Annotated in this window: 22 protein-coding genes; 10 read left to right on the top strand and 12 right to left on the bottom strand. The window is 57.1% G+C overall.

The annotated features are described in order from the left end of the window. From rfbD to rfbB, 4 genes are read right to left on the bottom strand one after another with little or no spacing between them, the layout of a single operon-like run. A complete protein-coding gene (gene rfbD / locus Q7C33_RS19460) occupies positions 1 to 882 on the bottom strand; it encodes a dTDP-4-dehydrorhamnose reductase (protein ID WP_407683962.1) in 882 nt (293 codons plus the stop codon). Continuing rightward, positions 879 to 1,424, bottom strand: a complete 546-nt coding sequence (gene rfbC, locus Q7C33_RS19465; protein WP_407683963.1) for a dTDP-4-dehydrorhamnose 3,5-epimerase — start codon at positions 1,422 to 1,424, stop codon at positions 879 to 881. Before rfbC ends, rfbD begins: the two co-directional genes overlap by 4 nt. After that, on the bottom strand, positions 1,421 to 2,296 hold the full coding sequence (gene rfbA, locus Q7C33_RS19470) for a glucose-1-phosphate thymidylyltransferase RfbA (protein WP_407683964.1): 876 nt from the start codon (positions 2,294 to 2,296) through the stop codon (positions 1,421 to 1,423). Before rfbA ends, rfbC begins: the two co-directional genes overlap by 4 nt. After that, a complete protein-coding gene (rfbB, locus tag Q7C33_RS19475) occupies positions 2,293 to 3,375 on the bottom strand; it encodes a dTDP-glucose 4,6-dehydratase (protein ID WP_407683965.1) in 1,083 nt (360 codons plus the stop codon). The genes rfbA and rfbB overlap by 4 nt, the downstream gene beginning before the upstream one ends. A gap of 199 nt (positions 3,376 to 3,574) precedes the next feature. On the opposite strand from rfbB, the gene Q7C33_RS19480 reads away from it, so the two are divergent. From Q7C33_RS19480 to Q7C33_RS19505, 6 genes are all read left to right on the top strand, one after another. After that, positions 3,575 to 6,487 (top strand): aminotransferase, encoded by a 2,913-nt coding sequence (locus Q7C33_RS19480; RefSeq protein WP_407683966.1) that lies wholly within the window; start codon positions 3,575 to 3,577, stop codon positions 6,485 to 6,487. A gap of 252 nt (positions 6,488 to 6,739) precedes the next feature. Beyond that, on the top strand, positions 6,740 to 7,618 hold the full coding sequence (aguB, locus tag Q7C33_RS19485) for an N-carbamoylputrescine amidase (protein WP_407683967.1): 879 nt from the start codon (positions 6,740 to 6,742) through the stop codon (positions 7,616 to 7,618). Between the two features lie 3 nt (positions 7,619 to 7,621). Continuing rightward, positions 7,622 to 8,728, top strand: a complete 1,107-nt coding sequence (gene aguA / locus Q7C33_RS19490) for an agmatine deiminase (RefSeq protein ID WP_323154297.1) — start codon at positions 7,622 to 7,624, stop codon at positions 8,726 to 8,728. Positions 8,729 to 8,971: 243 nt separating this feature from the next. After that, positions 8,972 to 9,172: a hypothetical protein gene (locus Q7C33_RS19495; RefSeq protein ID WP_030141521.1), complete on the top strand. Its 201-nt coding sequence runs from the start codon at positions 8,972 to 8,974 to the stop codon at positions 9,170 to 9,172. 176 nt (positions 9,173 to 9,348) lie between these two features. Further along, positions 9,349 to 10,020, top strand: a complete 672-nt coding sequence (locus Q7C33_RS19500; RefSeq protein ID WP_407683968.1) for a DsbA family protein — start codon at positions 9,349 to 9,351, stop codon at positions 10,018 to 10,020. A gap of 249 nt (positions 10,021 to 10,269) precedes the next feature. Further along, complete coding sequence (locus tag Q7C33_RS19505) at positions 10,270 to 11,556, top strand: OprD family porin (protein WP_258648712.1); 1,287 nt, start codon at positions 10,270 to 10,272, stop codon at positions 11,554 to 11,556. Between the two features lie 60 nt (positions 11,557 to 11,616). Here the strand turns inward: Q7C33_RS19505 and Q7C33_RS19510 are convergent, their stop codons facing one another. The 7 genes from Q7C33_RS19510 to Q7C33_RS19540 form a co-directional block, all read right to left on the bottom strand. After that, positions 11,617 to 12,117: a DUF2247 family protein gene (locus tag Q7C33_RS19510; RefSeq protein ID WP_407683969.1), complete on the bottom strand. Its 501-nt coding sequence runs from the start codon at positions 12,115 to 12,117 to the stop codon at positions 11,617 to 11,619. Positions 12,118 to 12,316: 199 nt separating this feature from the next. Continuing rightward, positions 12,317 to 12,742 carry a hypothetical protein gene (locus Q7C33_RS19515; RefSeq protein WP_217861016.1) on the bottom strand — a complete coding sequence of 142 codons (426 nt, stop codon included), beginning with the start codon at positions 12,740 to 12,742 and terminating at the stop codon, positions 12,317 to 12,319. A 43-nt stretch (positions 12,743 to 12,785) separates the two neighbouring features. Continuing rightward, positions 12,786 to 13,184 (bottom strand): hypothetical protein, encoded by a 399-nt coding sequence (locus Q7C33_RS19520; RefSeq protein ID WP_225936082.1) that lies wholly within the window; start codon positions 13,182 to 13,184, stop codon positions 12,786 to 12,788. 204 nt (positions 13,185 to 13,388) lie between these two features. After that, complete coding sequence (locus Q7C33_RS19525; RefSeq protein WP_407683970.1) at positions 13,389 to 13,778, bottom strand: Imm50 family immunity protein; 390 nt, start codon at positions 13,776 to 13,778, stop codon at positions 13,389 to 13,391. A 564-nt stretch (positions 13,779 to 14,342) separates the two neighbouring features. Then, positions 14,343 to 14,735: a hypothetical protein gene (locus tag Q7C33_RS19530; RefSeq protein WP_217861020.1), complete on the bottom strand. Its 393-nt coding sequence runs from the start codon at positions 14,733 to 14,735 to the stop codon at positions 14,343 to 14,345. Beyond that, entirely contained in the window at positions 14,732 to 19,456 is a 4,725-nt protein-coding gene (locus Q7C33_RS19535) for an RHS repeat-associated core domain-containing protein (protein ID WP_407683971.1), read from the bottom strand. Before Q7C33_RS19535 ends, Q7C33_RS19530 begins: the two co-directional genes overlap by 4 nt. Further along, positions 19,456 to 20,202 (bottom strand): DUF4123 domain-containing protein, encoded by a 747-nt coding sequence (locus Q7C33_RS19540; RefSeq protein ID WP_198797066.1) that lies wholly within the window; start codon positions 20,200 to 20,202, stop codon positions 19,456 to 19,458. Before Q7C33_RS19540 ends, Q7C33_RS19535 begins: the two co-directional genes overlap by 1 nt. Before the next feature lie 390 nt (positions 20,203 to 20,592). On the opposite strand from Q7C33_RS19540, the gene Q7C33_RS19545 reads away from it, so the two are divergent. From Q7C33_RS19545 to Q7C33_RS19560, 4 genes are all read left to right on the top strand, one after another. Continuing rightward, entirely contained in the window at positions 20,593 to 21,339 is a 747-nt protein-coding gene (locus Q7C33_RS19545; RefSeq protein ID WP_030141513.1) for a 2OG-Fe dioxygenase family protein, read from the top strand. Between the two features lie 73 nt (positions 21,340 to 21,412). Beyond that, positions 21,413 to 21,790, top strand: coding sequence for a GNAT family N-acetyltransferase (locus Q7C33_RS19550; RefSeq protein WP_030141512.1), 378 nt, complete (start codon positions 21,413 to 21,415; stop codon positions 21,788 to 21,790). After that, positions 21,787 to 22,500, top strand: coding sequence for an AzlC family ABC transporter permease (locus Q7C33_RS19555; protein WP_030141511.1), 714 nt, complete (start codon positions 21,787 to 21,789; stop codon positions 22,498 to 22,500). The genes Q7C33_RS19550 and Q7C33_RS19555 overlap by 4 nt, the downstream gene beginning before the upstream one ends. Next, positions 22,479 to 22,796, top strand: a complete 318-nt coding sequence (locus Q7C33_RS19560; RefSeq protein ID WP_030141510.1) for an AzlD domain-containing protein — start codon at positions 22,479 to 22,481, stop codon at positions 22,794 to 22,796. The genes Q7C33_RS19555 and Q7C33_RS19560 overlap by 22 nt, the downstream gene beginning before the upstream one ends. Here Q7C33_RS19560 and Q7C33_RS19565 read toward each other — a convergent pair. After that, the gene (locus Q7C33_RS19565) at positions 22,713 to 23,636 is read right to left on the bottom strand and encodes a LysR family transcriptional regulator (protein ID WP_198797067.1); all 924 of its coding nucleotides are present in this window, start codon (positions 23,634 to 23,636) and stop codon (positions 22,713 to 22,715) included. The two genes, Q7C33_RS19560 and Q7C33_RS19565, sit on opposite strands and share 84 nt — an antisense overlap. Positions 23,637 to 23,677 lie beyond the last annotated feature (41 nt).

Genomic DNA, 23,677 nt, shown 5'->3' on the forward strand with positions numbered 1-23,677 from the left:
CTAGGCTTGTCCGGCAAGGCACTGTCGCAAAGCGCTTCGCCAGTCTGGCTGGCTCACGCCCCATTCCCGGAGCAGGCGCGTGCAATCGAGCCGCGAATTCAGTGGGCGCGGTGCCGGTGTCGGGTACTCGCTGGTGGGGATTGGCTCAAGCACGGCGCAAGGCTTGTGCTGCTCCACCAGGTTTTCACCGATGGCCTGGGCGAAGCCGAACCATGACGTCTGGCCCTGGGCCGTCAGATGATAAGTGCCCCAGGCTCCGCACTGTCCGGCCTGCCAGCGCTCGATCAACTTTGCGGTGCTGTCGGCAATGGTGCCGGCCCAGGTCGGTGCGCCGATCTGATCGGCCACCACTCGCAGGTGGGGTTTTTCCTGGAGCAGGCGTTGCATGGTCAGCAGGAAGTTACGCCCCGCGTTGGAATACACCCAACTGGTGCGCAGGATCAGATGCTGCCCGCCAGCCTCGCGGATGACCTCTTCGCCCGCCAGTTTGCTGCGACCGTAGACACTCAGGGGATTGGGCGCATCGTCTTCGGTGTAGGGCTCGGGCTTGCGACCGTCAAAGACATAATCGGTGGAGTAGTGAAACAGTGGAACGCCCAGCCCAAGCGCCGCCCGGGCGAGCACGCCCGGTGCCGTGGCGTTGATGGCAAACGCCCGCTCCGCTTCGCTTTCGGCCTGGTCGACGGCGGTGTGGGCGGCGGCATTGATGATCAGGTCGGGCCGCAATGCATCGATAGGCGCGCGGATGTCATCCGTACGCGCCATGTCGAGCTGGTTGCTGCCCAGCACGATCAGTTCGCCCACAGCCGTGAGGCGCTTTTGCAACGCCTGGGAGACCTGGCCGTTCTGGCCGATGATCAGGATGCGCAAGGATGAATTCATGGGAACAGGTCGGCCTCGCGAAGGGCGCTGCCGGCCTGATCCTTGGCGGACAGGATCGGCGCGCCCTGCAGTTCCCAGTCGATCGCCAGTTCCGGATCGTCCCAGCGAATGCAGCGTTCGGCTGATGGGGCGTAGTAATCGGTGGTCTTGTAGAGGAAATCGGCTGACTCGCTCAGCACCACGAATCCATGGGCGAATCCTGGTGGAATCCACAGCTGCCGATGGTTCTGTCCCGACAGGCGTACGCTTGTCCACTGGCCGAAAGTCGGGGAGCTGCGGCGAATGTCCACCGCAACGTCCAGGACCTCACCTTCGGTGACGCGCACCAGTTTCCCCTGGGATTGTTCGATCTGGTAATGCAGGCCGCGCAGCACGCCCTTGGCCGAGCGCGAATGATTGTCCTGGACGAACTGCACCACGCGGCCAGTGGCTTCGGCGAATGCCCGGGCGTTGAAGCTTTCATAGAAAAAGCCGCGTTCGTCGCCGAAGACCTTCGGCTCGATGATCAGGACGTCCGGCAGGTGGGTGGCGATGACGTTCAACGTGTCTCTCCGGCGATCTTGAACAGGTACTGGCCGTAACCGGTCTTGCCAAAATATTGGGCGCGCGCAAGAACGTGCTCTCGACTGACCCAACCCTGCTGGTAAGCGATTTCTTCCAGGCACGCGACCTTCAAGCCCTGTCGATGCTCAATGGTCTGTACGTATTGCGAGGCCTCCAGCAGGCTGTCATGGGTACCGGTATCCAGCCAGGCAAAACCACGTCCAAACCGCTCGACATGCAAATCTCCGCGTTGCAGGTAAGCGTTGTTGACGTCGGTAATCTCCAGTTCGCCTCGTTTGGACGGCTTGATGGTCTTGGCGATCTGTATGACATCGTTGTCATAGAAATACAGGCCGGTCACCGCATAGCTGGACTTGGGCTCGGTGGGTTTTTCTTCGATGGAAACGGCGCGTCCTTCCGGGTCGAAGTCGATCACGCCGAAACGCTCGGGGTCCTTGACCCAATAACCGAACACCGTCGCACCGCGCTCGCGATTGACGGCGGTCTGCAACTGCTCGCCGAAATGCTGGCCGTGAAAGATGTTGTCGCCGAGGATCAAGCACACCGGGTCGCTGCCAATGAATTGCTCGCCAATCAGGAATGCCTGGGCCAGTCCGTCGGGGGCGGGCTGTTCGGCGTAGCTGAAACGCACGCCGAACTGAGAACCATCGCCCAGCAGGTTGCGATATTGCGGCAAGTCCAGTGGGGTGGAGATGATCAGGATTTCCTTGATGCCAGCGAGCATCAACACCGAGATTGGATAATAGATCATCGGTTTGTCGTAGATCGGCAGCAGTTGTTTCGAAACCCCGAGGGTAATCGGGTGCAGCCGCGTACCGGAACCGCCGGCCAGAACAATGCCTTTCATCATGCAATCGTATCCTTGTTGTCGAGTGAGCCCAGGCGCTCGCCCTGATAACTGCCATCCTGGACGCGCCGGCACCACAGCAGGTTTTCGAGGTACCACTGCACGGTCTTGCGCAGTCCGGTCTCGAAGGTTTCCGAAGGTGTCCAGCCCAGCTCCCGTTCGATCTTGCCGGCATCGATGGCGTAGCGCAGGTCGTGGCCGGGACGATCCTTGACGAAGGTGATCAGGTCGGCGTAGTGCTCGACGCCCGCGGGCTTGTGCGGCGCCAGTTCTTCAAGCAGCGTACAAATGTTGCGCACTACGTCGATGTTCTTTTGTTCATTGTGGCCGCCGATGTTGTAGGTCTCACCGACCACCCCTTCGGTGACGACTTTGAGTAGCGCCCGGGCGTGGTCCTCGACGAACAGCCAGTCGCGCACTTGCAGCCCATCGCCATACACCGGCAGCGGTTTACCGGCCAGGGCGTTGAGGATCACCAGCGGAATCAGCTTTTCGGGGAAGTGAAAGGGCCCGTAGTTATTCGAGCAGTTGGTCAGCAGCACGGGCAAGCCATACGTACGCTGCCAGGCGCGGACCAGATGGTCGGACGCCGCCTTGCTGGCCGAATACGGCGAGCTTGGGGCGTAGGCGGTGGTTTCGGTGAACAGGTCATCCACGCCATGCAGGTCGCCATACACTTCGTCGGTGGAAATGTGGTGGAAGCGAAACGCCCGCTTTTGCGGTTCGGCCAGGGTTTGCCAATAGGCGCGGGTGGCTTCCAGCAGGCTGTAGGTGCCGACAATATTGGTCTGGATGAAATCCGCCGGACCGTCGATGGAGCGGTCCACATGGGATTCTGCGGCCAGGTGCATGATGGCGTCAGGTTTGAATCGCCCCAGCACCGCGCTGATCGTCGGTTGGTCGACGATGTCGGCCTGCACGAACTCGTAGCGGCTATCGTGATCGATGCTGCTCAGCGACTCCAGGTTGCCAGCGTAGGTCAGTTTGTCGAGGTTCAGGACCTGATGGTCAGTATGGTCAATCAAATGTCGTATTAAAGCCGAGCCGATGAAGCCGGCGCCGCCGGTAATGAGAATGCGCATCCGGTTAAGCCTTTTTTCGATAAGACGATACAGCGATGGAGCATAGCTTGTCGGCATGACGAAGAGGGTGCAAGCGAATATCCGCAAGGAGCGCGTCATGGCAGGCAGGCTATCGGCGGAGCAAAAAGAAGGGGTTGCTAATTCCCCCGACTCAATGGCGTGATAGGCATCCAAAACAAAACCACACAGGGGTCGTTGTATGCCGCTCGCTACGTTGGTTCACCGTGCCAGTTTGCCAAGCCCACAGATCAGCGCCGAACAGGCGTTGGTGCTGTTGCGCTTGAATTACGGACTCAGCGGCGACCTGCGACCCCTCGGCAGCCACCAGGACCTCAACTACCGCGTCGATAGCGAGCGCGGCCGGTATGTGCTGAAAATTTGCCATGGCGACTACGCCATCCAGGAACTCCAGGCCCAGCATGCGGCCCTGAAGGCGCTGGCCGGGCACGGCACGGTGAAGGTGCCAGCGGTTATCGCGGCCAGCAGTGGCGAGGATCTGTTGACGCTTGAAGTCGCCGGACAAACGGTCCATGTACGCCTGCTGGAATACATCGACGGCCAATCCCTGACCCAGCTCAAGCACTTGACCCCGGACCTGGTAACCGGGTTGGGACGGCTGTGTGCGGAGATGAACCTGGCCCTTGTCACCTTCGATCATCCGGGCCTGGAGCGCACCCTGCAATGGGATGCGCGCCATGCCCCGGCGTTGATCGACCACCTGCTGCCTGTCATCCGGGATGACCAGCGGCGCCAATTGATCGCCGACGTCGCGCAACAGGCCGAACGACGCTTGCAGCCACTCAAGGCCAGCCTGCCAATACAGGCGATCCACATGGACATCACGGATGACAACGTGGTCTGGCAGCGCGACGCCCAGCGCCAGTGGCAGATGCAGGGCGTGATTGATTTTGGCGACTTGATCCGCACCTGGCGCATCACCGACCTGTCGGTGACCTGTGCAGCGCTGCTGCACCATGCCGATGGCGATCCGTTTTTCATCCTGCCCGCGATCAAGGCCTATCACTCGACCAATCCGTTGCAGCGCGAAGAACTCCTGGCGCTCTGGCCGTTGATCGTGGCCCGTGCCGCTGTGCTGGTACTCAGCGGTGAACAACAAGTCGCGATCGACCCGGACAACCAATACTCCCGTGACAATCTTGAACATGAGTGGGAAATCTTCAACGTCGCCCGTTCCGTGCCGCTTGAGCTGATGGAGACGGCGATTCTCACTGCCGCCGGCCATAGCCTGCCGCCCGTTGCCAACGAGGGCTTCGCGCCGCTGTTGCCGACGCTGGTGGGGCGCGACTTTGCCTTGATCGATCTCGGCGTCCTCAGCCCGCATTTCGAGGCCGGTAACTGGGAGCAGGCGGGAATCGACCAACGCCTGTTGAGCGAAGCCGCCGCCGTACACGGTCTGGCGGCCAGCCGTTACGGCCAGTACCGCTTATCCCGCACCCAGCCAGACAACGCCGTCGAGCCCGATACTTATCCGCTGCATGTCGAATTGCACGTACCGCAAGGCGCACCACTGGAGTCACCCTTCGCCGGCGTGGTGCACAAGGGCGTCGATGGCCTGCTGCGGCTCGATGGCCCGCAGTTGAGCGTGTGCCTGTGGGGCGTGGCATCGTCGTTGCTGCCCGGGGCCGCGCTGGTCAAGGGGCAGGTGATCGGCGAAGTGACCGGGCCGTTGCGGGTCCAACTGTGCCGGGGCGCGCATTTGAATCCCCCGCTGTTCTGCTCGCCGGCGCGGGCGCAAGCGTGGCAAGCGCTATGCCCGTCCCCCGCGGCCCTGCTGGGACTGGCGTGTAACGCCGAGCCGGAAATCGATCCCGAGGCGCTGCTGGCCCGTCGCGATGCGAGTTTTGCCCGTTCGCAGAAGCACTACTACGTCGATCCACCGCGCATCGAGCGCGGCTGGCGCAACCACCTGATCGACATGCAAGGCCGCTCCTACCTCGACATGCTCAACAACGTCGCGGTGCTGGGCCATGGTCATCCGCGCATGGCGGCGGTAGCGGCGCGGCAGTGGTCGCTGCTCAATACCAACTCGCGCTTCCACTACGCGGCGATCGCCGAGTTCTCCGAACGTCTGTTGGCGCTGGCGCCGTCGAACATGGATCGCGTGTTCCTGGTCAACAGCGGCACCGAGGCCAACGACCTGGCGATTCGCCTGGCCTGGGCCTACAGCGGCGGGCGCGACATGCTCAGCGTGCTGGAGGCGTACCACGGCTGGTCGGTGGCGGCCGATGCCGTCTCGACGTCCATCGCCGACAATCCAAAGGCCCTCAGCAGTCGTCCGGATTGGGTGCATCCGGTCACGGCGCCGAACACGTATCGCGGTGAATTCCGTGGGGCCGACAGTGCGCCGGACTACGTGCGCAGCGTCGAACACAACCTGGCGAAAATCGCCGAGCAGAAACGCCAGCTCGCCGGCTTCATCTGCGAACCGGTATACGGCAACGCCGGTGGCATCGCGCTGCCGCCGGGGTATCTTAAACAGGTCTACGCCATGGTGCGCGAGCGTGGTGGCGTCTGCATCGCCGACGAGGTGCAGGTTGGCTACGGGCGCATGGGCGAGTTTTTCTGGGGCTTCGAAGAGCAAGGCGTGGTGCCGGACATCATCACCATGGCCAAGGGCATGGGCAACGGCCAGCCGTTGGGTGCCGTCATCACCCGCCGGGAGATCGCCGAGGCGCTGGAAGCCGAAGGGTATTTCTTCTCGTCTGCCGGCGGCAGTCCGGTCAGCTGCCAGATCGGCATGGCCGTGCTGGATGTCATGGAGGAAGAAAACCTCTGGGAAAACGCCCGGGTGGTCGGCGGACATTTCAAAGCCCGCCTGGAAGCCTTGATCGACCAATACCCGTTGGTCGGAGCGGTGCATGGTTCGGGCTTCTACCTGGGCGTGGAGCTGATCCGCAACCGCGTCACCCTGGAGCCGGCCACCGAAGAAACCACGGCGCTGTGCAATCGCTTGAGGGAGCTGGGCATTTTCATGCAACCGACCGGTGATTACTTGAACGTCCTCAAGATCAAGCCGCCGATGGTCACCAGCCGTCAAAGTGTGGATTTCTTCGTCGATATGCTGGCGAAGGTATTGGAGGAGGGGTTGTAGCCAATCTGACACGCCACGCTGTTCCCCTGTGGGAGCGAGCTTGCTCGCGATGAGCGGTTCAAGGCCGATAGTGATTTGGTTGGCCTACCGCTATCGCGAGCAAGCTCGCTCCCACAGGTTTTTCGGTGCTCTTAAAGTCGATTTTTGTCGGGATTTTAAGTCTTGATTATAGAGTTTTTGATTTTATTTCCTTTAAAAGCCGATTTTTATCGGCTATAAATACGCCTCTGTCCATCGCCCAGGAGATGATTCATGAGTCGTATCGTTACCGTAGCCGCTACTCAAATGGCCTGCTCCTGGGATCTCGAAGCCAATATCGAGACCGCCGAGAAGCTGGTTCGCCAAGCGGCCGTCCAAGGCGCGCAGGTCATCCTGATCCAGGAGTTGTTCGAGACGCCATACTTCTGCCAGAAGCCGAACCCGGACTACTTGCAGCTGGCGACTTCGGTTGACGACAACGTTGCCATCAAGCATTTCCAGAAAGTCGCCGAAGAGTTGCAAGTCGTGTTGCCCATCAGTTTTTTTGAACTGGCCGGTCGTGCGCGCTTCAACAGTATTGCGATCATCGATTCCGACGGGCGGAACCTGGGCGTCTATCGCAAGAGCCACATTCCGGACGGTCCTGGCTACCATGAAAAGTACTACTTCAATCCTGGCGATACCGGTTTCAAAGTGTGGAATACCCGCTACGCAAAAATTGGCGTAGGCATCTGTTGGGACCAGTGGTTTCCGGAATGCGCCCGCAGCATGGCGCTGCAAGGCGCGGAAATCCTGCTGTACCCGACCGCCATCGGCAGTGAGCCGCACGACAAGACCATCTCGTCGCGTGACCACTGGCAACGCGTTCAACAAGGCCATGCGGGCGCCAACCTGATGCCGCTGGTGGCGAGCAATCGCATCGGCAATGAAGAGCAGGATGGCTACGACATCACATTCTACGGCTCGTCGTTCATCGCCAATCAGTTCGGTGAAAAAGTCCAGGAACTGAACGAAACCGAAGAAGGTGTGCTAGTACACAGCTTTGACCTCGACGAGCTGGAACACATTCGCAGTGCCTGGGGCACTTTCCGTGATCGGCGGCCGAACCTGTACGGCGCGATCAAAACCCTCGACGGCTCATTGGAGTCCTGATTGATGACAACTTTGCATAGCACTCCGCGCGCGGACGGTTTCCACATGCCTGCCGAGTGGGCGACCCAGAGCCAGGTCTGGATGATCTGGCCCGAGCGCCCGGACAACTGGCGCCTGGGTGGCAAGCCCGCGCAGGCCGCCCATGTAGCGGTGGCCAAGGCCATCGCCCGCTTCGAACCGGTGACCGTGGCGGTGTCCGCAGCCCAATATGAAAACGCCCGGGCGCGCCTCGATGTGCCGAATATCCGCCTGGTAGAAATGTCCAGCGACGACGCGTGGGTCCGCGATACGGGCCCGACGTTTGTCATCAACGACAACGGTGAAATACGCGGTGTCGATTGGGATTTCAACGCCTGGGGTGGTTTCGACGGTGGCCTGTATTCGCCGTGGAACCGCGATTCGCAAGTGGCCGGCAAGATCCTGGAAATCGAGCGTAGCCCGCGTTACCGCACCGAAGGTTTCGTGCTCGAAGGCGGCTCGATCCATGTCGACGGTGAAGGCACCGTGATCACCACCGAGGAATGCCTGCTAAACCGCAATCGCAACCCGCACATGAGCCGCGAAGAGATCGAGGCCGTACTCGGCGCTCAATTGGCTGTGGATAAAGTCATCTGGCTGCCGGACGGTCTGTTCAATGACGAAACCGACGGTCATGTGGATAACTTCTGCTGCTACGTGCGCCCGGGTGAAGTGTTGCTCGCCTGGACCGACGATCCGCAGGACCCGAACTACGCCCGTTGCCAAGCGGCCATGAATGTCCTGCAAAACAGCACCGACGCCAAGGGCCGCCCGTTCACGGTGCATAAAATGCCGATTCCCGGGCCGTTGTATGCCACCGAAGAAGAATGTGCCGGCGTGGACGCGGTAGAAGGTTCCCAGGAGCGCAATCCGAGCGTGCGACTGGCGGGCTCCTATGTGAACTTCCTGATCGTCAACGGCGGCATTATCGCGCCGAGTTTCGACGACCCACTGGACGCCACGGCCAGGGAGATCCTGCAGAAGCTGTTTCCGCAGCATGAAGTCGTCATGGTGCCGGGACGGGAACTGTTACTGGGGGGCGGAAACATCCATTGCCTTACCCAACAACAACCGGCGCCGCGCATGAAATGAGTGGCTATGTAACAGCCTGGTGATATCAATCGCAGCGGTCCGGTGCCGCTGTTTTTGGATCCATGCAGAGCAAGCCCGCGCCCCAATTGGAGCGCGGGCTTTTTTGTGTCTGGCTTGTTGCCGACGTGATGACATTGGCATAGCTCTTGTATCGGCATACAGGCGGTTCTGAAGAGAGGAGCTGCGTTGTTTTGTCATAAACCTCGGATAAATTGGCCGCTCATCAACCAGGAGGGCGCTGGAATGAACATGATAAGCGAGCGCACATGCCATCCTTTGGCCGTTAATGGTGAGTCGCTTCAAGCCGTGGCGCAGTGGTTGAAGTCCAATGGAACGCGTCAGATCAGAGAGCCTGATCCGCGCCGGACGATCATGGAGCGCTACCCCGCTGGCCTGTTCAGCGAGGCGGAAATGGAAGCGTTGTGGGATGTGATGCAAGGATAGAATTCAACGGATTGATCAAGGCGCTGCCTGCAAGGGCGGCGCTTTTTTATGCCTGTGGATTTCCCACAGATTCGACCGATCCACGAAACAGACTGAACACCATTCCGGCGTTTTTCCGCGCGGTCCTCCAAGGCTAACCTGCCGCTACAGAAACCAAAGCCCCGGCGGAAGTCTTCATGACCCAACTTCACTATATCTATGATCCACTGTGCGGCTGGTGCTACGGCGCGAAGCCGCTGATCCAGGCCGCCAGGACAGTGTTGCCAGTTATTGCCCATGGTGGTGGCATGATGACCGGCGCTAATCGCCAGAAAGTCTCCGTCCAGTTGCGCAATTACGTGACGCCCCATGACCGGAGAATCGCTGAATACACCGGGCAGCCGTTTGGCGAGGCCTATTTCGAGGGGCTTTTGCGGGACGAGGAGGCGGTCTTCGACTCGGCGCCTCCGACTGCGGCGGTTCTTGCGGCTGAACAGCTCGAGGGCCGAGGCCTGGCGTTGTTGGAGCGCTTGCAAACGGCCCATTACGTTGAAGGCCGGCGAATTGCTGACGAAACGGTGCTGTTGGAATTGGCCAACTCCATCGGCTTCGGGGCCGAGGTATTCCGGCGTTCATTCATCGAAGTCGATGTGCAAGCGCATTTCGTTGCAAGTCGGGCCTTGTTGGCCAAGGTTGGCGGGCAGGGTTTCCCGACGCTCGCCCTGGAGCGGGACGGCCGGCTGACGCTGATCGATATCGGTCCCTGGCTGGGCAAGCCCGAGGCGTTCGCCCAGTGGCTGAAGCAAGCCATGCCATTGCACGATTCTGCACCCGCAGCGGTCTGTGGCTTGGACGGCTGTTCAAACTGATCTGTTCTTAGACGTTTTTCGCCTAATCACAGATGATTCACGAAATTGACACAGGGTTCATGGCGCGACTAGGATTCGTCCACGCCTGTGGCCAACAGCCATGACTCTTAAATAATAAAAGGGCCCGACACGATCATCGTGGGCGGGCCTTTTCATTATTTTCAGGAGCAAGAGTCCGAATAAAGAGCGCAAAAGCGCCATTCCGGTTGCCGGTTGCAGTGCGAATCAACCCGTATAAGGAAAATAATCATGTTGAACAAGCGCATCAGTTTGATCGCACTGGGGATCTTGAGCACCACACAAGCCATGGCCAATGACCAGGCCGAGTCCAAGGGCTTCGTTGAAGACAGCAGCTTGAAAGTGCTGTTGCGCAACGCCTATATCAATCGCGACTACAAGGACGGCAACAAGGACAAGGCCGAATGGGGCCAATCAGCTATCGGTACGTTCTCGTCCGGCTTCACCCAAGGCACGGTGGGCGTGGGTGTGGATGCATTCGGCTTGTATGCGTTGCGTCTGGACGGCGGCAAAGGACGTACCGGTGCGCAAGGCATCGATTTCTTCAAGAAAGGCGACAGCGGCAACGCGGCCGATGACCTGTCCAAGTTCGGTGCCGCGGTGAAGTTCCGCGTCTCCAACACCGTACTGGCCTACGGCGACCAGATGCCGGCCTTGCCCGTATTAAGTTATGACAACGGGCGCCTGCTGCCGGAAAGCTACACCGGCACACTGATCACCTCCAAGGAAATCAAAGGGCTCGAACTGAACGCCGGTCGTTTCACCGCCGAGTCGCGTAAAAGCGCCGAAGGTCGTGACAGCGGTGGCTTGAAGTCGATCAACGTACTGGGCGGCAGCTACCAGTTCACCGAACAGTTCAAGGCTTCGCTCTACGCCTCGGATGTCGAGGACGTGCTGAAGAAACAATACGTGAACGCCAACTACGTATTCCCGCTGGCCAAGGACCAATCCCTGACCCTGGACTTCAACGGCTATCGCACCAAGCTGGATAACAGCTACGTGCGGGAAAACAACGTCACCGGCGACGACAACAAGATCTGGAGCCTGGCGGCCACCTTCGCCACCGGTCCGCACAGCTTTACCCTTGCCCACCAGCGCAGCACCGGCGACAGCAACCTCGGCTACGCCTACGGCGGCTACCAGCGAGATCAGAATCGTGTCGGCGATGGCGGCAATACCATCTACCTGGCCAACTCCTACTGGTCGGACTTCAACGCCGAAGACGAACGCAGCTGGCAGTTGGGCTACGGCCTGGACTTCACCACCTTCGGCGTCCCGGGCCTGACCTATAACGTGGCCTATGTGCGTGGCGATAACATCACCACCTCCACCAGCGAAGGCGGTACCGAGCGCGAGATCTTCAACCAGTTCAAATACGTCGTCCAGGGCGGCCCGGCCAAGGACCTGAGCGTGCGCTTGCGCAGTTCGGTGTTGCGTGTGTCGCAGAAGTCCAGTGAGTACAACGTCAGCGGTAATGAGCTGCGGGTGTTTGTGGATTATCCGATTGATGTTTTTTGATGGGTGATGGGGTTTAAAAGCCTTCCATGGAACCCCGGCATGGCGATTGGCCGGGGTTTTTTATTGTGGGTTTCGCCGTTCTGCGAATAGTTGTTCATACTGCGATAGAGCGGCTTTCCAATTTTTGAGCAGGTAGTCTTTGGAGCCTTCCGTGCCATCCGATGCTGGCATGTAGCGGATCAATGGTGCTAGCTCCTCTGGATAGTTGAAGTCCGAATATAATATTTCTAGTTCTTCATAAATGTTGTTGTATAGATGTTTATTGTCAAATAAAAAAGAAAGGGACAGGAATAGCCAGGGTTCGGTTGTGTTTGTCGTTTTTTCTTTGCTTTGGCTCGCCAGGGTGCTTAGCAGTTGATGTATGAGGTGCTGGTTTTCTATCGGAGTAACCGCAATTTCATATGCCTCTTTAGGGTGTGTGATCGTCAAGCTGCAGCAGATGTAATCTGAAATTTCCTTTTCATCTATATAGTTTTGTTCGAGTCCATATAGAAGATCGCTCCAGCTTAACCAAGGCGCTAGCTTATAGATGTAATGGCCGTCGAGAGACAAAGAATGCATCGTTTTATCACACTTTGATGGGCGAAGGGCAATGATTTCTTCGGGAGCTATATTTCGATTGCAATATTGATTTCATTCGTTATATAGCTCGTTGTGATACCAATATGTCTCGTGTGGTTGGTTTGTTGTGTGATTTGCCCAGGATTTAATCCTTTTGCCGTTGAGTGAGGCCTTTTGTGCGCATTGTCTAGGCCAGTGGTTAGTCCAGCGGGTAGTCGCACGTCCACGGAGGCGTAAATAGTTGCGGGTCGACTCCTTTGTTCGTTAGGAAAACATTTATTTCCTCTTCTGTATCCATTGTTTGGCTATATATAATGGTCACGTTACTGGTGTCGATACCGTCATTGATTTCAAGAGTTGATTTTGGAATTGTAAATTCAATTGCGACATACCTCGATCCTTTAGCATTCTCCAAAAATTCGTAGTAACGGTGCCAAGGAAACCTGTTGTCGAAATTTAAATGATAAACCGCATAGATAGCGATCCATTTCCTTAAACTTTCATCTGATGATGGCAGCTCCTGTGCAATTTCGATGTACGATTTTGCTTCTAAGCCCCACCATACCTTTCTGGAAATATGGTTTTTTTTGTTGTTTGATTTGGTGGTGGTTTCATTTTCAATCATGTGCGTTATCCATTTGGGGGGTTAAGTTAAGGTTGGCTAATTGCTATAAGGGGTAGTCGCACCTCCATGGAGGTGTAAATAGCTGTAGGTCTACTCCTTTGTGTGTAAGGAAATCATTTATTTCCTCTTCTGTGTCCATTGTTTGGCTATATGTAATTGTCACGTCACGGTCGTCGACACCGTCGTTGATTTCAAAAGTTAATTTTGGAATTGTAAATTCAATTGCGACATATCTCGAACCTTGAGCGTTCTCCAAAAAATCGTAGTAGCTGTCGCCAGGGAATCTGTCGTCGAAATTTAAATGATAAACCGCATAGATAGCGCTCCATTTTCTTGATTTTTCATCTGGTGATGGCAACTCCTGTGCAATTCTGGTGTACGATTTTGCTTCCAAGCCCCACCATACTTTTCTGGGAATGAGTTCTTGATCGTTTATGTTCATTGATGCGCCTGATATAGAGATTACTTCATTATGTTTTTGTAAGCCGAGGGGCTACATAGCAGAAAATGTTTGGTTTTTAGTTCTATAAGTTAAGTGTCGTTGAAGGCTTGAAGTAAAAGGCTATCTTGTTGTTTGGTTGTCTTGACGGTTAGCTTATTATTTGTTGGGGTGTCAATGATTTTTTAAGATTTCATTCGATGGTCACTATTCGGAGTAGTCATTGTGATAGGCTTTTATGTTGGAGATGTACACGCCTCTCGCCGTACATTTCGTTATGCACTTGTCTAAAGTATTTAAGTGGATTTCGTGATCTGTTTTGTTCTTTTCAATGGATATGCAGATGGGGCCGGAAAAATTAAATTCGTTGATGGTAATTGAGTTGACCTGGTCAAGTAGTAGTTCGAATTCAAATTCATTGTACCCTTTGTCGGTCCATTTAGAGGGGCAGTGGTCGGGCTCTATTGGGCTGTTTAATTTTAATCTCATTGATTGGTTTTCAAAAATCGCATAAGAGATGTTGATGTTTTTTGGTGTGTGGTTTTTTCCAAATACATAGATCCACTGTGCATTGTTTTGAATGTTATATGGCCACATGGCTTACTTCTCGCTGAATGTTATCTGGCGAATGCGCTTCCTGTACTGTTGCGCTATATGGGTGTGGCTTTACTGGTATACACGCAATCGTGATCATCCATGTAGGTGAGGAAGTTTAAATTTTTACTGGTGATCCAGAATGGATATCCGGTGGTTTCACTCAATAATGTCGTCAAGTCGCGTGAGGTTTCGAACTCCCATCCGTGAGTTTTTGTGTCTTGTACTATTAGTATGGGGGCTTGTATATGAATTATCTTGTCGATTTTGTTCCAGAAAGCAGGGTCATACGTTTTTTTAGGGGCTCTCAGATTTGTCGGGTCGAGGGTTTTTGTCCCAAAAACCAAGAACGATTCTATTAATTTCAATGTTAATTTTTCGACAGCCTGAGTGCTTAATTTTTTGTGCGGTAGAAAATTGGTTTTGATTGCAATATCGATTTCGTTCGCTATATAGCTCATTGTGATGCCCATATGTCTGGGGTGATTGGTTTGTTATATGATATGTCCAGGATTTTAACCTCTTGCTGTTGAATGAAGCTTTTTGTCTCATCGTCTAGGCTGGTGGTTAGTCCAATGGGTAATCGCATGTCCACGGAGGTGTAAATAGTTGCTGGTCCACTCCTTTGCTCGTTAGGAAATCATTTATTTCCTCTTCGCTATCCATTGTTTGACTATATGTAATGGTTGTGTCGTTGGCGCCAATGCTATCTCTAGTCTCAAGTAGTATTTTTTCAATTGTGAATTCAACGACTAAATATTTTGAGCCTCTAGCCTTTTCCAGAAAGCTGTAATAGCGTCTGCCAGGCAGTCTATTATTAAAATTTAGGTGATAAATTGCATAAATAGCTATCCATCTTCGCAAGCTATTATCTGGCGATGGCAATTCTTGTGCGATTTCGGTATACGACTTTGCTTCTAAACCCCACCATACTTTTTTTGGAACATTTACCTTAATCATTTTTGGTTCTCGTATGGGTTTTGCCAATAGATTCTTATAGCTTCGCCTTTTGTTGGGTGAAGTTGTAAGTGTGGATGATCGCCATGTGGGTCGGCAGGGTCATGATTTGCCATTGTTACTTTCCTGGTTTTTATATTCGAAATCGGTGTGTCGTCCCAATGGTAATAGTTCTCTGGCTCTTTTGTTTTTCTGAAATGCTTTTTTGCTGTTGCTGAATTAAATTCTTCGGCGTTTCTGTATCCGTCGCCTACATATCTACCTAAAAAAATCTCTTCTGCTTCCGCACGGCTCTTTACGGTGACAGAGATTTCACCTCTATCCAGAGCTTCAGAAGCTCTCCTTACACTAGGGCTTGACCACTTGATATCTGGAAGCGGCGGTTCCCCGGTGTCAACTCTGGCTCTCTTCTCAGGAGAGGTCGATTTCTCCTGATCTCCATCAGGAGGACACCCATCCAACCCCAACGGATCCACCCACCCCGTCGGGTTGCGCACGTACCGGTAGGCATTCAACCCACCTGCCAGCTTTATCGGGTCAGCCGTCAGATACCGCCCCGTCTCCGGATTGTAGTACCGGTGCCGGTTGTAATGCAGGCCGCTTTCCCGGTCGTGGTATTGGCCTTGGAAGCGCAGCGGCTGTTCCAGGCGCTTGCTGTTGCCGTGCCTTAGTTCGGTGAGTTTGCCGTAGCCGTTGTAGCGCGCGGCCCAGACGATTTCGCCTTGGTGGCTGGTCAGTTCCTGGGGCGTGCCGAGGTGGTCGTTGTGGTAGTGGAACGGCGTGGCGTTTTGTGGGCCTTCGCCTTCGAGCAGGGCCAATGGGCGGAAGGTGCCGGGTTCGTAGACGTAGCTTTGGTAGTGGCGGTCGCTGCTTTCGGCGATGACTTGATCGCCTTGCCAGATAAATTCCGTGGTCTGGCCGGCCACGGTCTTTTCGATGCGTCGGCCGAAGGCATCGTAGCGGTAGGACGTTTCGTTGCCGTCCGGGCTGGTGACGCCGATGAGGCGGTGTTGGCTGTCGTAGCGGTAGTGCGTGACGAGGCACTGGGTTTTGCCGCGGCGTTCGCGGATGAGGTTGCCGTAGGCGTCGTAGTCGTAGTGACGGTCGCCCTCCATGAGCAAGCGGTTTGCCTTGAGGGTGGTCGGGCCGGGGCGGTCTTGCAGCAACAGGTTGCCGGCTGGGTCGTGGGCGAAGCGTTCGGGGCCTTGGCTGTGGGCATGGTCGATGCGGACTAGGCGATCTTGCGCGTCGTATTGGTAGCTGCGGCGGTTTCGATTGTCGGAAAGCGCGGCGAGGTTGCCGTTGGCGCTGTAGGAATAGTCACGCCAGAACAGTTGGTGCTGCTGGGTCTGCCACACGGTTTGGGCTTTGAGGCGACCCTGTTCGTCGTAGCGGTAGTCGCTGAGCAGCAGGCCTTGCTGACGTTGGGTTTCGCGGCCGCCCTTGAAGCGGTGTTCGGTCAGGCAGGTGCCGTTGAGGTCGATGGCGATCAGCGCGCCGCCGCGGGCGTGGCGGTAGTCGAGGGTGCTGCGGTCGGGCAGGCGACAGTGGATCAGGCGACCAACGCTGTCGTAGCGATAACGCAGGGTGGCCCAGCCCTGGTGTTCGGCGACGAGACGGTCTTGGGCGTCGTACTCGTAGGCCAGCGGCCAATGGCCGTCGTCGACGCTGACCAAACGGCCAAGGGCGTCGTAGCAGTAATCGACCGCCTCGCCATCTGGCAAGGTCTTGCGCAGCAGGCGACCGGCGCTGTCGCGCTGATAGGCGGTGATCAGTTGGCTGCCATCGGCGCCGAACTCGGTCTTTTCCAGCAGGTGACCGTTGAGGTCGTAGGCATAACCGGTGCGCTGGCCGTCGAATCCGGTTTCCTGTCGGATCAGTCCGTTGGGCGTGTAGTCCAGCCGATAGTGTTCGCCGGATTCGTTCTCGATTTCCGTCAGCAACAGCCGCGCCGAGTCGTAGCGATATTTCAGTTCGCTGCCGTCGGGGCTGAGGCGGCGGCTGATCAGGTGCAAATCGTCGGCGTATTCGTAGCGGGTGGTGCGGCCCAGTTCGTCCCGTTCGGCGATGACCTTGCCGTAGGCGTTGTAGCGCCAGGTGCGGGTGGCGCCACCGGGCAAGGTGATTTGCAGCAAGCGGCCCACGGCGTCCCATTGGTAATGGGTGATGGCGCCGTGTTCGTCCTGGCGGCTGGCCTGCCGGCCGAGCGTGTCGTAGGTGTATAGAAGCTGACTGCCGTCGGGCAGGCATTCTTCAACCAGTTGACCGAGGTTGTTCCAGGCCAAGGAGTGAGCGCTACCGTCGGGGTGGCTGATGAGCCTCAGGCGCCCCTGGTCGCTGTAGTGGTAGTAAGTAATGTTTCCGTCAGGATCGATCTGCCGGGGTATATCGCCCTGCCGATTGCGGCGGTATTTCCAGCTGGCTTTGCCACGATGTACATCGCTCACGAAGCCGTTGATGTGTTCGTAGACGACCGCTTCGTCTTCCGGCGGGATGACGGCTGTGAGCAAGCCGTCCTCGTCGTAGCGGTATTCGGTCACGGCGCCCAGCGGATCTTTTTCTGCTATCAGCTGGCCCTTTTCGTTATAGGCCTTTCGATGTTGCGCGCCGTCCGGATCGGTCTTGCTGATGAGCCGGGCCTTGTCGTCGTGGGTGTAGATCTCTTCACTGCCGTCGCCATGGGTAACGGTGACGCTGCCCTTATCGTCCCAGGCATACCTCGCATGCATTTGCGAGAAGCTGGCCCAGTGACGAACGCAACGGGCCTGCTTCCCTTCGTTTTCCCACTCCCAGAAAAAACTGGCGCCACCGGCTAACTGTCGTTCGGTGATGACGTGTTGCTCGTCGTAGCGATAACGCTCGGTCTCCCCGCTGGCGTTGGTCGCCTCGACCAGACGATGCTGGGCGTCATAGTGGTAGGTGATCAGCGTCTGGACGGTCGTCCAGCACCGTTCCAGCATGTTCTGAGCATTAAGTTGTTGGTAATCGACCGCGACGATGCGACTGCCGTTGTAGCGCAAGAGCAACCCGCGCCCGGCACCGTTGTCCAGGCGCTTGATCTGCCCAAGCACGTCGCGAGTAACGCGCAGCCGATTGCCATAGCTGTCGCTGATGGCAACCAAGCTCGCGCCATCGTTGTGCAAATGAAAGTGATAGAACGAGGGCCGTTGCCCGGCTTGAGCCACGATCAGCTCGTTGGGAGCGTCGCCCAGGTAAATAGCCGCACGGGACAGACTGTTGCTAATCGCTGGACGCTGCTTGCTCGGGCGCGGGAAGCGGATGGATCGATTTTCGTGATCGGTCCAAATGACTTCTTCAGCATTGATTTCAAGCCGATGGGCCAGTGCGTGGCTCCAGCCATAACCCAGGCCGCAGTCGATTTCCGCTGCGCTGGTTCGGTACAGGCGAGTCCACTCGAACGGCAGCAGGCCATCGAGTTGGCCATCGTTGAGCGTCAACAGTTCTTCGCCGGTCACCATCGAGACCGGGCATTTGTCGGTGCAGGTACGGGCGGCGGGCTCGGCGCTCTTGCCGGTCGGCGTCGTCGCCTGCTTCGAAGCATCGTCGACCGTCTTGCCAGCGGCGATCCTGGCGTTCCTCTTGCCATCGATGCGCAGCTCGACCGCGCCTTTTTTCATGGGCGCCGCCGTGCCCCGCACCGCTACTGGAATGTACTTGGCGACGTACCCCATGAAGCCGTCGATGATGGCAAACACTGACTCTACGAAACCGATCACCGCCTTGAGGATGATTTCCCCATATTTCTTCAACCGTGCCGCGAGATAAATGACCCCGGTACCCTCGGCAACCACCGTCAGGACAATTGCCAACACGATGTCGATCACGATTCCCATGACCGCAGCGGTGGTCATCCTTGCGGCATCGCCGGCCATTTGCATCGGCGGCAGGCTTGCCAACCAGATCAGCGCACAACGCATCATCAGGAAGAGCGCAGCCTCGTCGCTGGCCAGCAGCATGGCCTTTTTCATGACCTCGGGTGCTTGTCTGGCGACTTCAATGAGCCGATCGGCCCCTTCGCCCAGTTCAACCATGAACTTCGCCGGGTTTTTCAGCATTTCCAGCACCAGGCTGATGCCGTCCCACACACCCTTGATGGCTTCCCAGCCGCCTTCGAGGATGCCGCTGCCCACCGCCAGGGCCGTGCCGGACAAAGACAGGCTCGACCATTGCTGCCGATGCCCCGCCGGGCCTTCCCATTTATTGCGCAGGAATTTTTCCAGCTCGCCCGTCAGCCCGTCATAAGTGCTGAACAACGCGTCGATCTGGGCAGGCGTGACGTTGCTGTGCACGCGTATCTGGTAGTACTTGCCGGGTACACCGTCGGTCCAGCTGGCCTTTCCCTGGGCGTCGAGTCTGATTTTGCTGGTGGCCCCACTCTCCACATCGATGATTTCAACGTCGATATCGCCGATCGGGATGTCGTAGACCGACTCGAATTTGCTTTCGATCAGCAACGGCCCCTTCAGCGGACACCGCGCTACATTCGAGTTGAATTCGCCGTCAGTCATGGCCACGGTTTTTTGGCCGTCACCGACCTTGATGACCCGCTCCATGCCCATCAGAGAAGGCAAGTCATTGAGTCTGCTGACGTCATCGGCCCACTGCGAATACCAGGCTCGGGTCTGCTCTTGATAGCGCTTCAAACTGTCCTTGAAGGCCGCAAGTTCCTCATCGACGAAAGCAATGTGATCCGTTGCGGACATCAACATTGCTCCAGGATCAGCTCGCTCAGCAGGGTTGCCTGCAGCGCTTCCTGAACCTTTGCACGGCGTACGCAGCGGCTGACTTTCAATCTCAGATTGTCCGTGGGCCAAGCGCTATAAAGATCCAGGCGCTCCTCCTCAAGCCACTGCATCAGGCCGTCCACCCGTGCCGAGGGGTTCTGCTCCGCCAGTGCGTCCGACAGCTCCTTCGGCACCTCCCACCACGGCCAATCCTTGACCGCCGGAACCTTTCTCGCAGGGTTTTCCAAGCATTTGCCGTTGATCAAATAACGCTCAAACACCGGCAACATATCCCCGGCGGCTTCACCGAGGTGTTCGAGGATCGGATGGATGAAGCGCCCATCCCAGAACCGGAAAAAGACCTCGCTGCCGTCCGGCATCTTCACTTGCGTGAGGCTGCGCAGGTGCGCCAACACTTCTTCCGGATCACACCGGGAAACGGCCAGCCAGCCCCAGTCGAGGCTGTCGGTTTCGGCAATCCAGGACAGGAATGCCGAGCCGGGGTCGAGTTCGGTCACGTAGGGCATCACGGCTTGCCAGGTGGCGTAGGGGGTGTCGCTCCAGACGGGTTGCAACGGATGGAGCGGGACCGAAGTGCGAAGGGCTTGCAGCGCATCGGCCTCGCTTGCCGCACTGATGATCAGATAAAGGTGCTCGTTTTCCTGCAATGGCTGTTGCGCCAGCCATGTCCTGGGGTCGAGTGGAATGAACGTCGGGGTGGCCATTGGGCTCTCCTTGCCGAAGGTGCGAGGCCGGGGATTGCCCCGGTGAGGGCCGCACATCTATCAAGGAATGAGCCAGGTTTCAGGAAGGCCCGTGAACAGCCGGGCTGAAGCGTTTTTTGGATGTTTGAAGGCAAGTCGTGCGGGGCGAAAACGCCTAGTAAATTGCGCAGTGCTGCGTCACTTATTGCGCAGTTAGGACAAAAACGGAATTCGCCGTCGCTCACTGCAAAAATGACGTCGCAAACGCGTTTTTCCGTGCAAAAAAGTCGTACTGACGAAACTTTTTGTACCGTTTCAAGTACGGCTTGAAATGCTTCAAATACTTTCTCATGGACGCAAATCCTGCACCTACTAGATTAGTCCGCTCAATGCAGCGGAGACCTTTGAAAAATGATCGTTCTGAACAGGGAAGTGGGCGAAGCGCTACGACGAGACAAATACGTCAACGTCCGCGGTGGAGACTTCAATCTCTACGGTCATTTCGGCGACTTTGTCCGGCTGACCAAAAGCTGGGAAAACATGGAGCCCGACAGTTATTACGGCCAGGCCGAGTCAGGCATGCGTTTTCGCCGCTACAGCGACTTCGAATACAACCCCGCGACCCGTGAACTCAAGCAGCTCGAACACCGGGCCTACGTCCAGTCCAAGGCCAATAACAGCTATGTCGGCGGATTGGAGCGGCACTTCCAGGACTTTTCCAATGAAGTGATCAACTCGCCCGTGATGCGCAGCCTGATCGACACGGACTTCGAGGTGTACAAGAACGTCCTGCCGCCGGAGTTGCATGATGAAGTCTGGCAGTGCCAGATCCATCAGATCCGCATCGAGATCAAGCCGGGCAAGCAATTGGAAATCACCCCTGAAGGCATTCATTGCGATGGCTACCCGTTCAGCGGCGTGCATTTCTGGGGCCGACACAATGTGGCGGGCGCGGAAAGTCGTCTGTACAGCGCTCAGGAAGAGCAACTGGCGGCAACCACTTACGAGGATATCCTCGATACGACATTCTTCCTCGACCGCGACATGCGCCACTATGTGACCCCTGCCCGCAACGTCCATAGTCATGAAATGGCGTTCAGGCAGATTCTGGCGATTTCGTTTTCGCGGCCCGGGACCGCTTTCGACATTGTTCGCTGAGCAGCTCGAGCCCTTGGATGATTCGGTGCAACAAGTGCTGTTGCGCCGGGCCATGGTCAGGGATGCCGAACGACTGGAGCAGTTCTTTCGCGGTTTTGACGAAGTGTCATTCTGCGAGTGGCAGGATGCCCGGTTCTTGCGTGGGGTGTTGTTGCAGGAAACCACGACCGCCTACATGGCCTTCGATGCCCAGGGTGAGGTCGTGGGTGCGGTGATCGGCGGTATGCTCGGCACGCGCGGAACGATCAACCACCTGGCCGTCAGCCCCAGGCATCGTACCCAAGGCCTCGGGCAACGCCTGGTGGAAGCGGCGTCAGCCGACATGAAACGGGTAGGCGTGCTGCGCATGTTCCTGTTCGTCGACGAAAGCAATCTGGCCGGCAAGCGTTTCTGGGCTGCCCAGGGGTTCTGCGAGCCCCGGGGCGAAATTACTTTCGAGAGGGATTTATGAACAAGACTTCCAGCCAGCCGCTGGCGGTCGAACCACAAGCCTCACGAACCTTTGCTGAAGCCAGTCCGGTGGTAGCAGGTTATTTCACGGTTTCGTTTGTGTTCGGTCTGATGGCAGTCAACGCCGGGTTGCCCTTGTGGCTCCCGGTCGCGATGTGCCTGTTCGTCTACGCAGGCGCCTCGCAATTCGCGGCGCTGGCGTTGATTTCCAGCGGCGCGTCGTTGACCACCATCGTGTTGACCACGTTCCTGATCAATGCCCGTCACATGCTGATGTCGGTCTACATGGCCAAGGCATTGCGTGCGCTGGGGCTCAGTCGTTTCGAGCGCTGGTGCTATGCGGTGGGGCTCACGGACGAGTCGTTCGCCTTTCACAGCGTCAAGCTAGGCAGCGGGGCGCCGGTCAGTGTTCGCTACCTGATCGGTTTCAATTTGTTCTGCCATACATCCTGGGTGCTCGGCGGCTTGCTGGGCGCCATCTGCGCCCAATACGCGGCGCACCTGATCAAGTATCAGCTCGACTACGCCCTGACCGCCATGATGCTCTACGTACTGGTTTCGTTGTGCAACACGCGCAACAAGCTGATCGCGGCGTTGGCGGCAGTCGTCTGCATGGGTGCGCTGAGCCTGGTGGGCAGTTCGCCCTTCAATGTCTTCATCGCCACGTTCGTTGGCTGCGGGGTGGGCGTATGCCTGACCAAACGTTCCTGATCCTGGCCGTTGCGCTGATGATGGCCGTGACCTTCCTGCCACGGGCCCTGCCGCTGCAGGTCAATACCGAAAACTGGCCGCCCTTCGTCGCACGTGCCCTGGAATACCTGCCGGTGGCGATCGTCGCCGCGATCAGCCTGACGCCGTTGCTGATCAAGGATCAGCACATCCAGCTCGACCGCCCCGAGTTCTATGCCGCGATTCCGACGCTGCTATGTGCGTATTTCAGCCGCAACCTGTTTCTCAGCGTAGCGGTGGGGACGGCGGCGTATATCGCGCTCGGCTCGTTCCTGTAGCGTCAGGTCGACCACGTCGTGCAACGCCTGGTCGGACAGTTCGGGATTGTTCACCGCCAGGCGTACTTCAAGGAAATCCTCGAAGTCCGGGAAAATCGCCAAACCGTTGCGAAGCGCCGCGTCGCGGGACACAAGCCCCAAGCCATCAAGCTGGGTGATCAACGACAGCGTCAGCGTTTCGCTGCAGGAATAAACCATTCGCTGGCTTGGCCCATATTCGCCGAGACCCGCGTCGAGAAAGCGAAGAAAGCTGTGGGAATACGGACATTCTTGCGCAGGACGCACCTGGAATTTGTCGCCCAGCAGGCCAAGGGAATCGTCTTCGTCACCACAGTGGGCGCCAACCACCCGCACCTGTACATCCGGCATCGGAATGCTGGAAAAACCGCTCTGTTGTCCGATCAGGATGGCCAGGTCAAAGTCTTCGTTCTTGAGTTTGCTCAGGTTCTCCATCGATTCGGCGTAGCTGAATTCCAATTGATAATGAGGGAACACAGCGATCAGGCGATCGATCATCCGACGATTGAAATCACCAGGCAGGGTGGTATTGAGCGCCACTTTCAGGCTGCGTTGCCTGGGCGTCTTGAGCGCCGTGACTTTCTCTTCCAATTGCCGAGTGGCCGCAAGGACCTGGTCCATGAAAGGCGTCAGTTCCGAGCCCTGGCTGGTCAACGTGAGGCCTTTGTTCGAGCGCCGGAACAACCTGAACCCGAACTGCTCCTCGACCTTGTTCAACTGCGCCGCCAATGCCTGCACCGTCAGGCACGACTGCTCCGCCGCCGCCGACAACGAACCGGTCTGAACGATGCGCATGAGGTTACGTAAGGTTCTGCTATCCATGAGGTAATGCCCTCTGCTCAAGTGGGCTCGCTATTGTTGTG

The sequence above is a fragment of the Pseudomonas sp. BP11-1-1 genome, from assembly GCF_052112105.1.
GTDB classification, from domain to species: Bacteria; Pseudomonadota; Gammaproteobacteria; order Pseudomonadales; family Pseudomonadaceae; genus Aquipseudomonas; species Aquipseudomonas alvandae.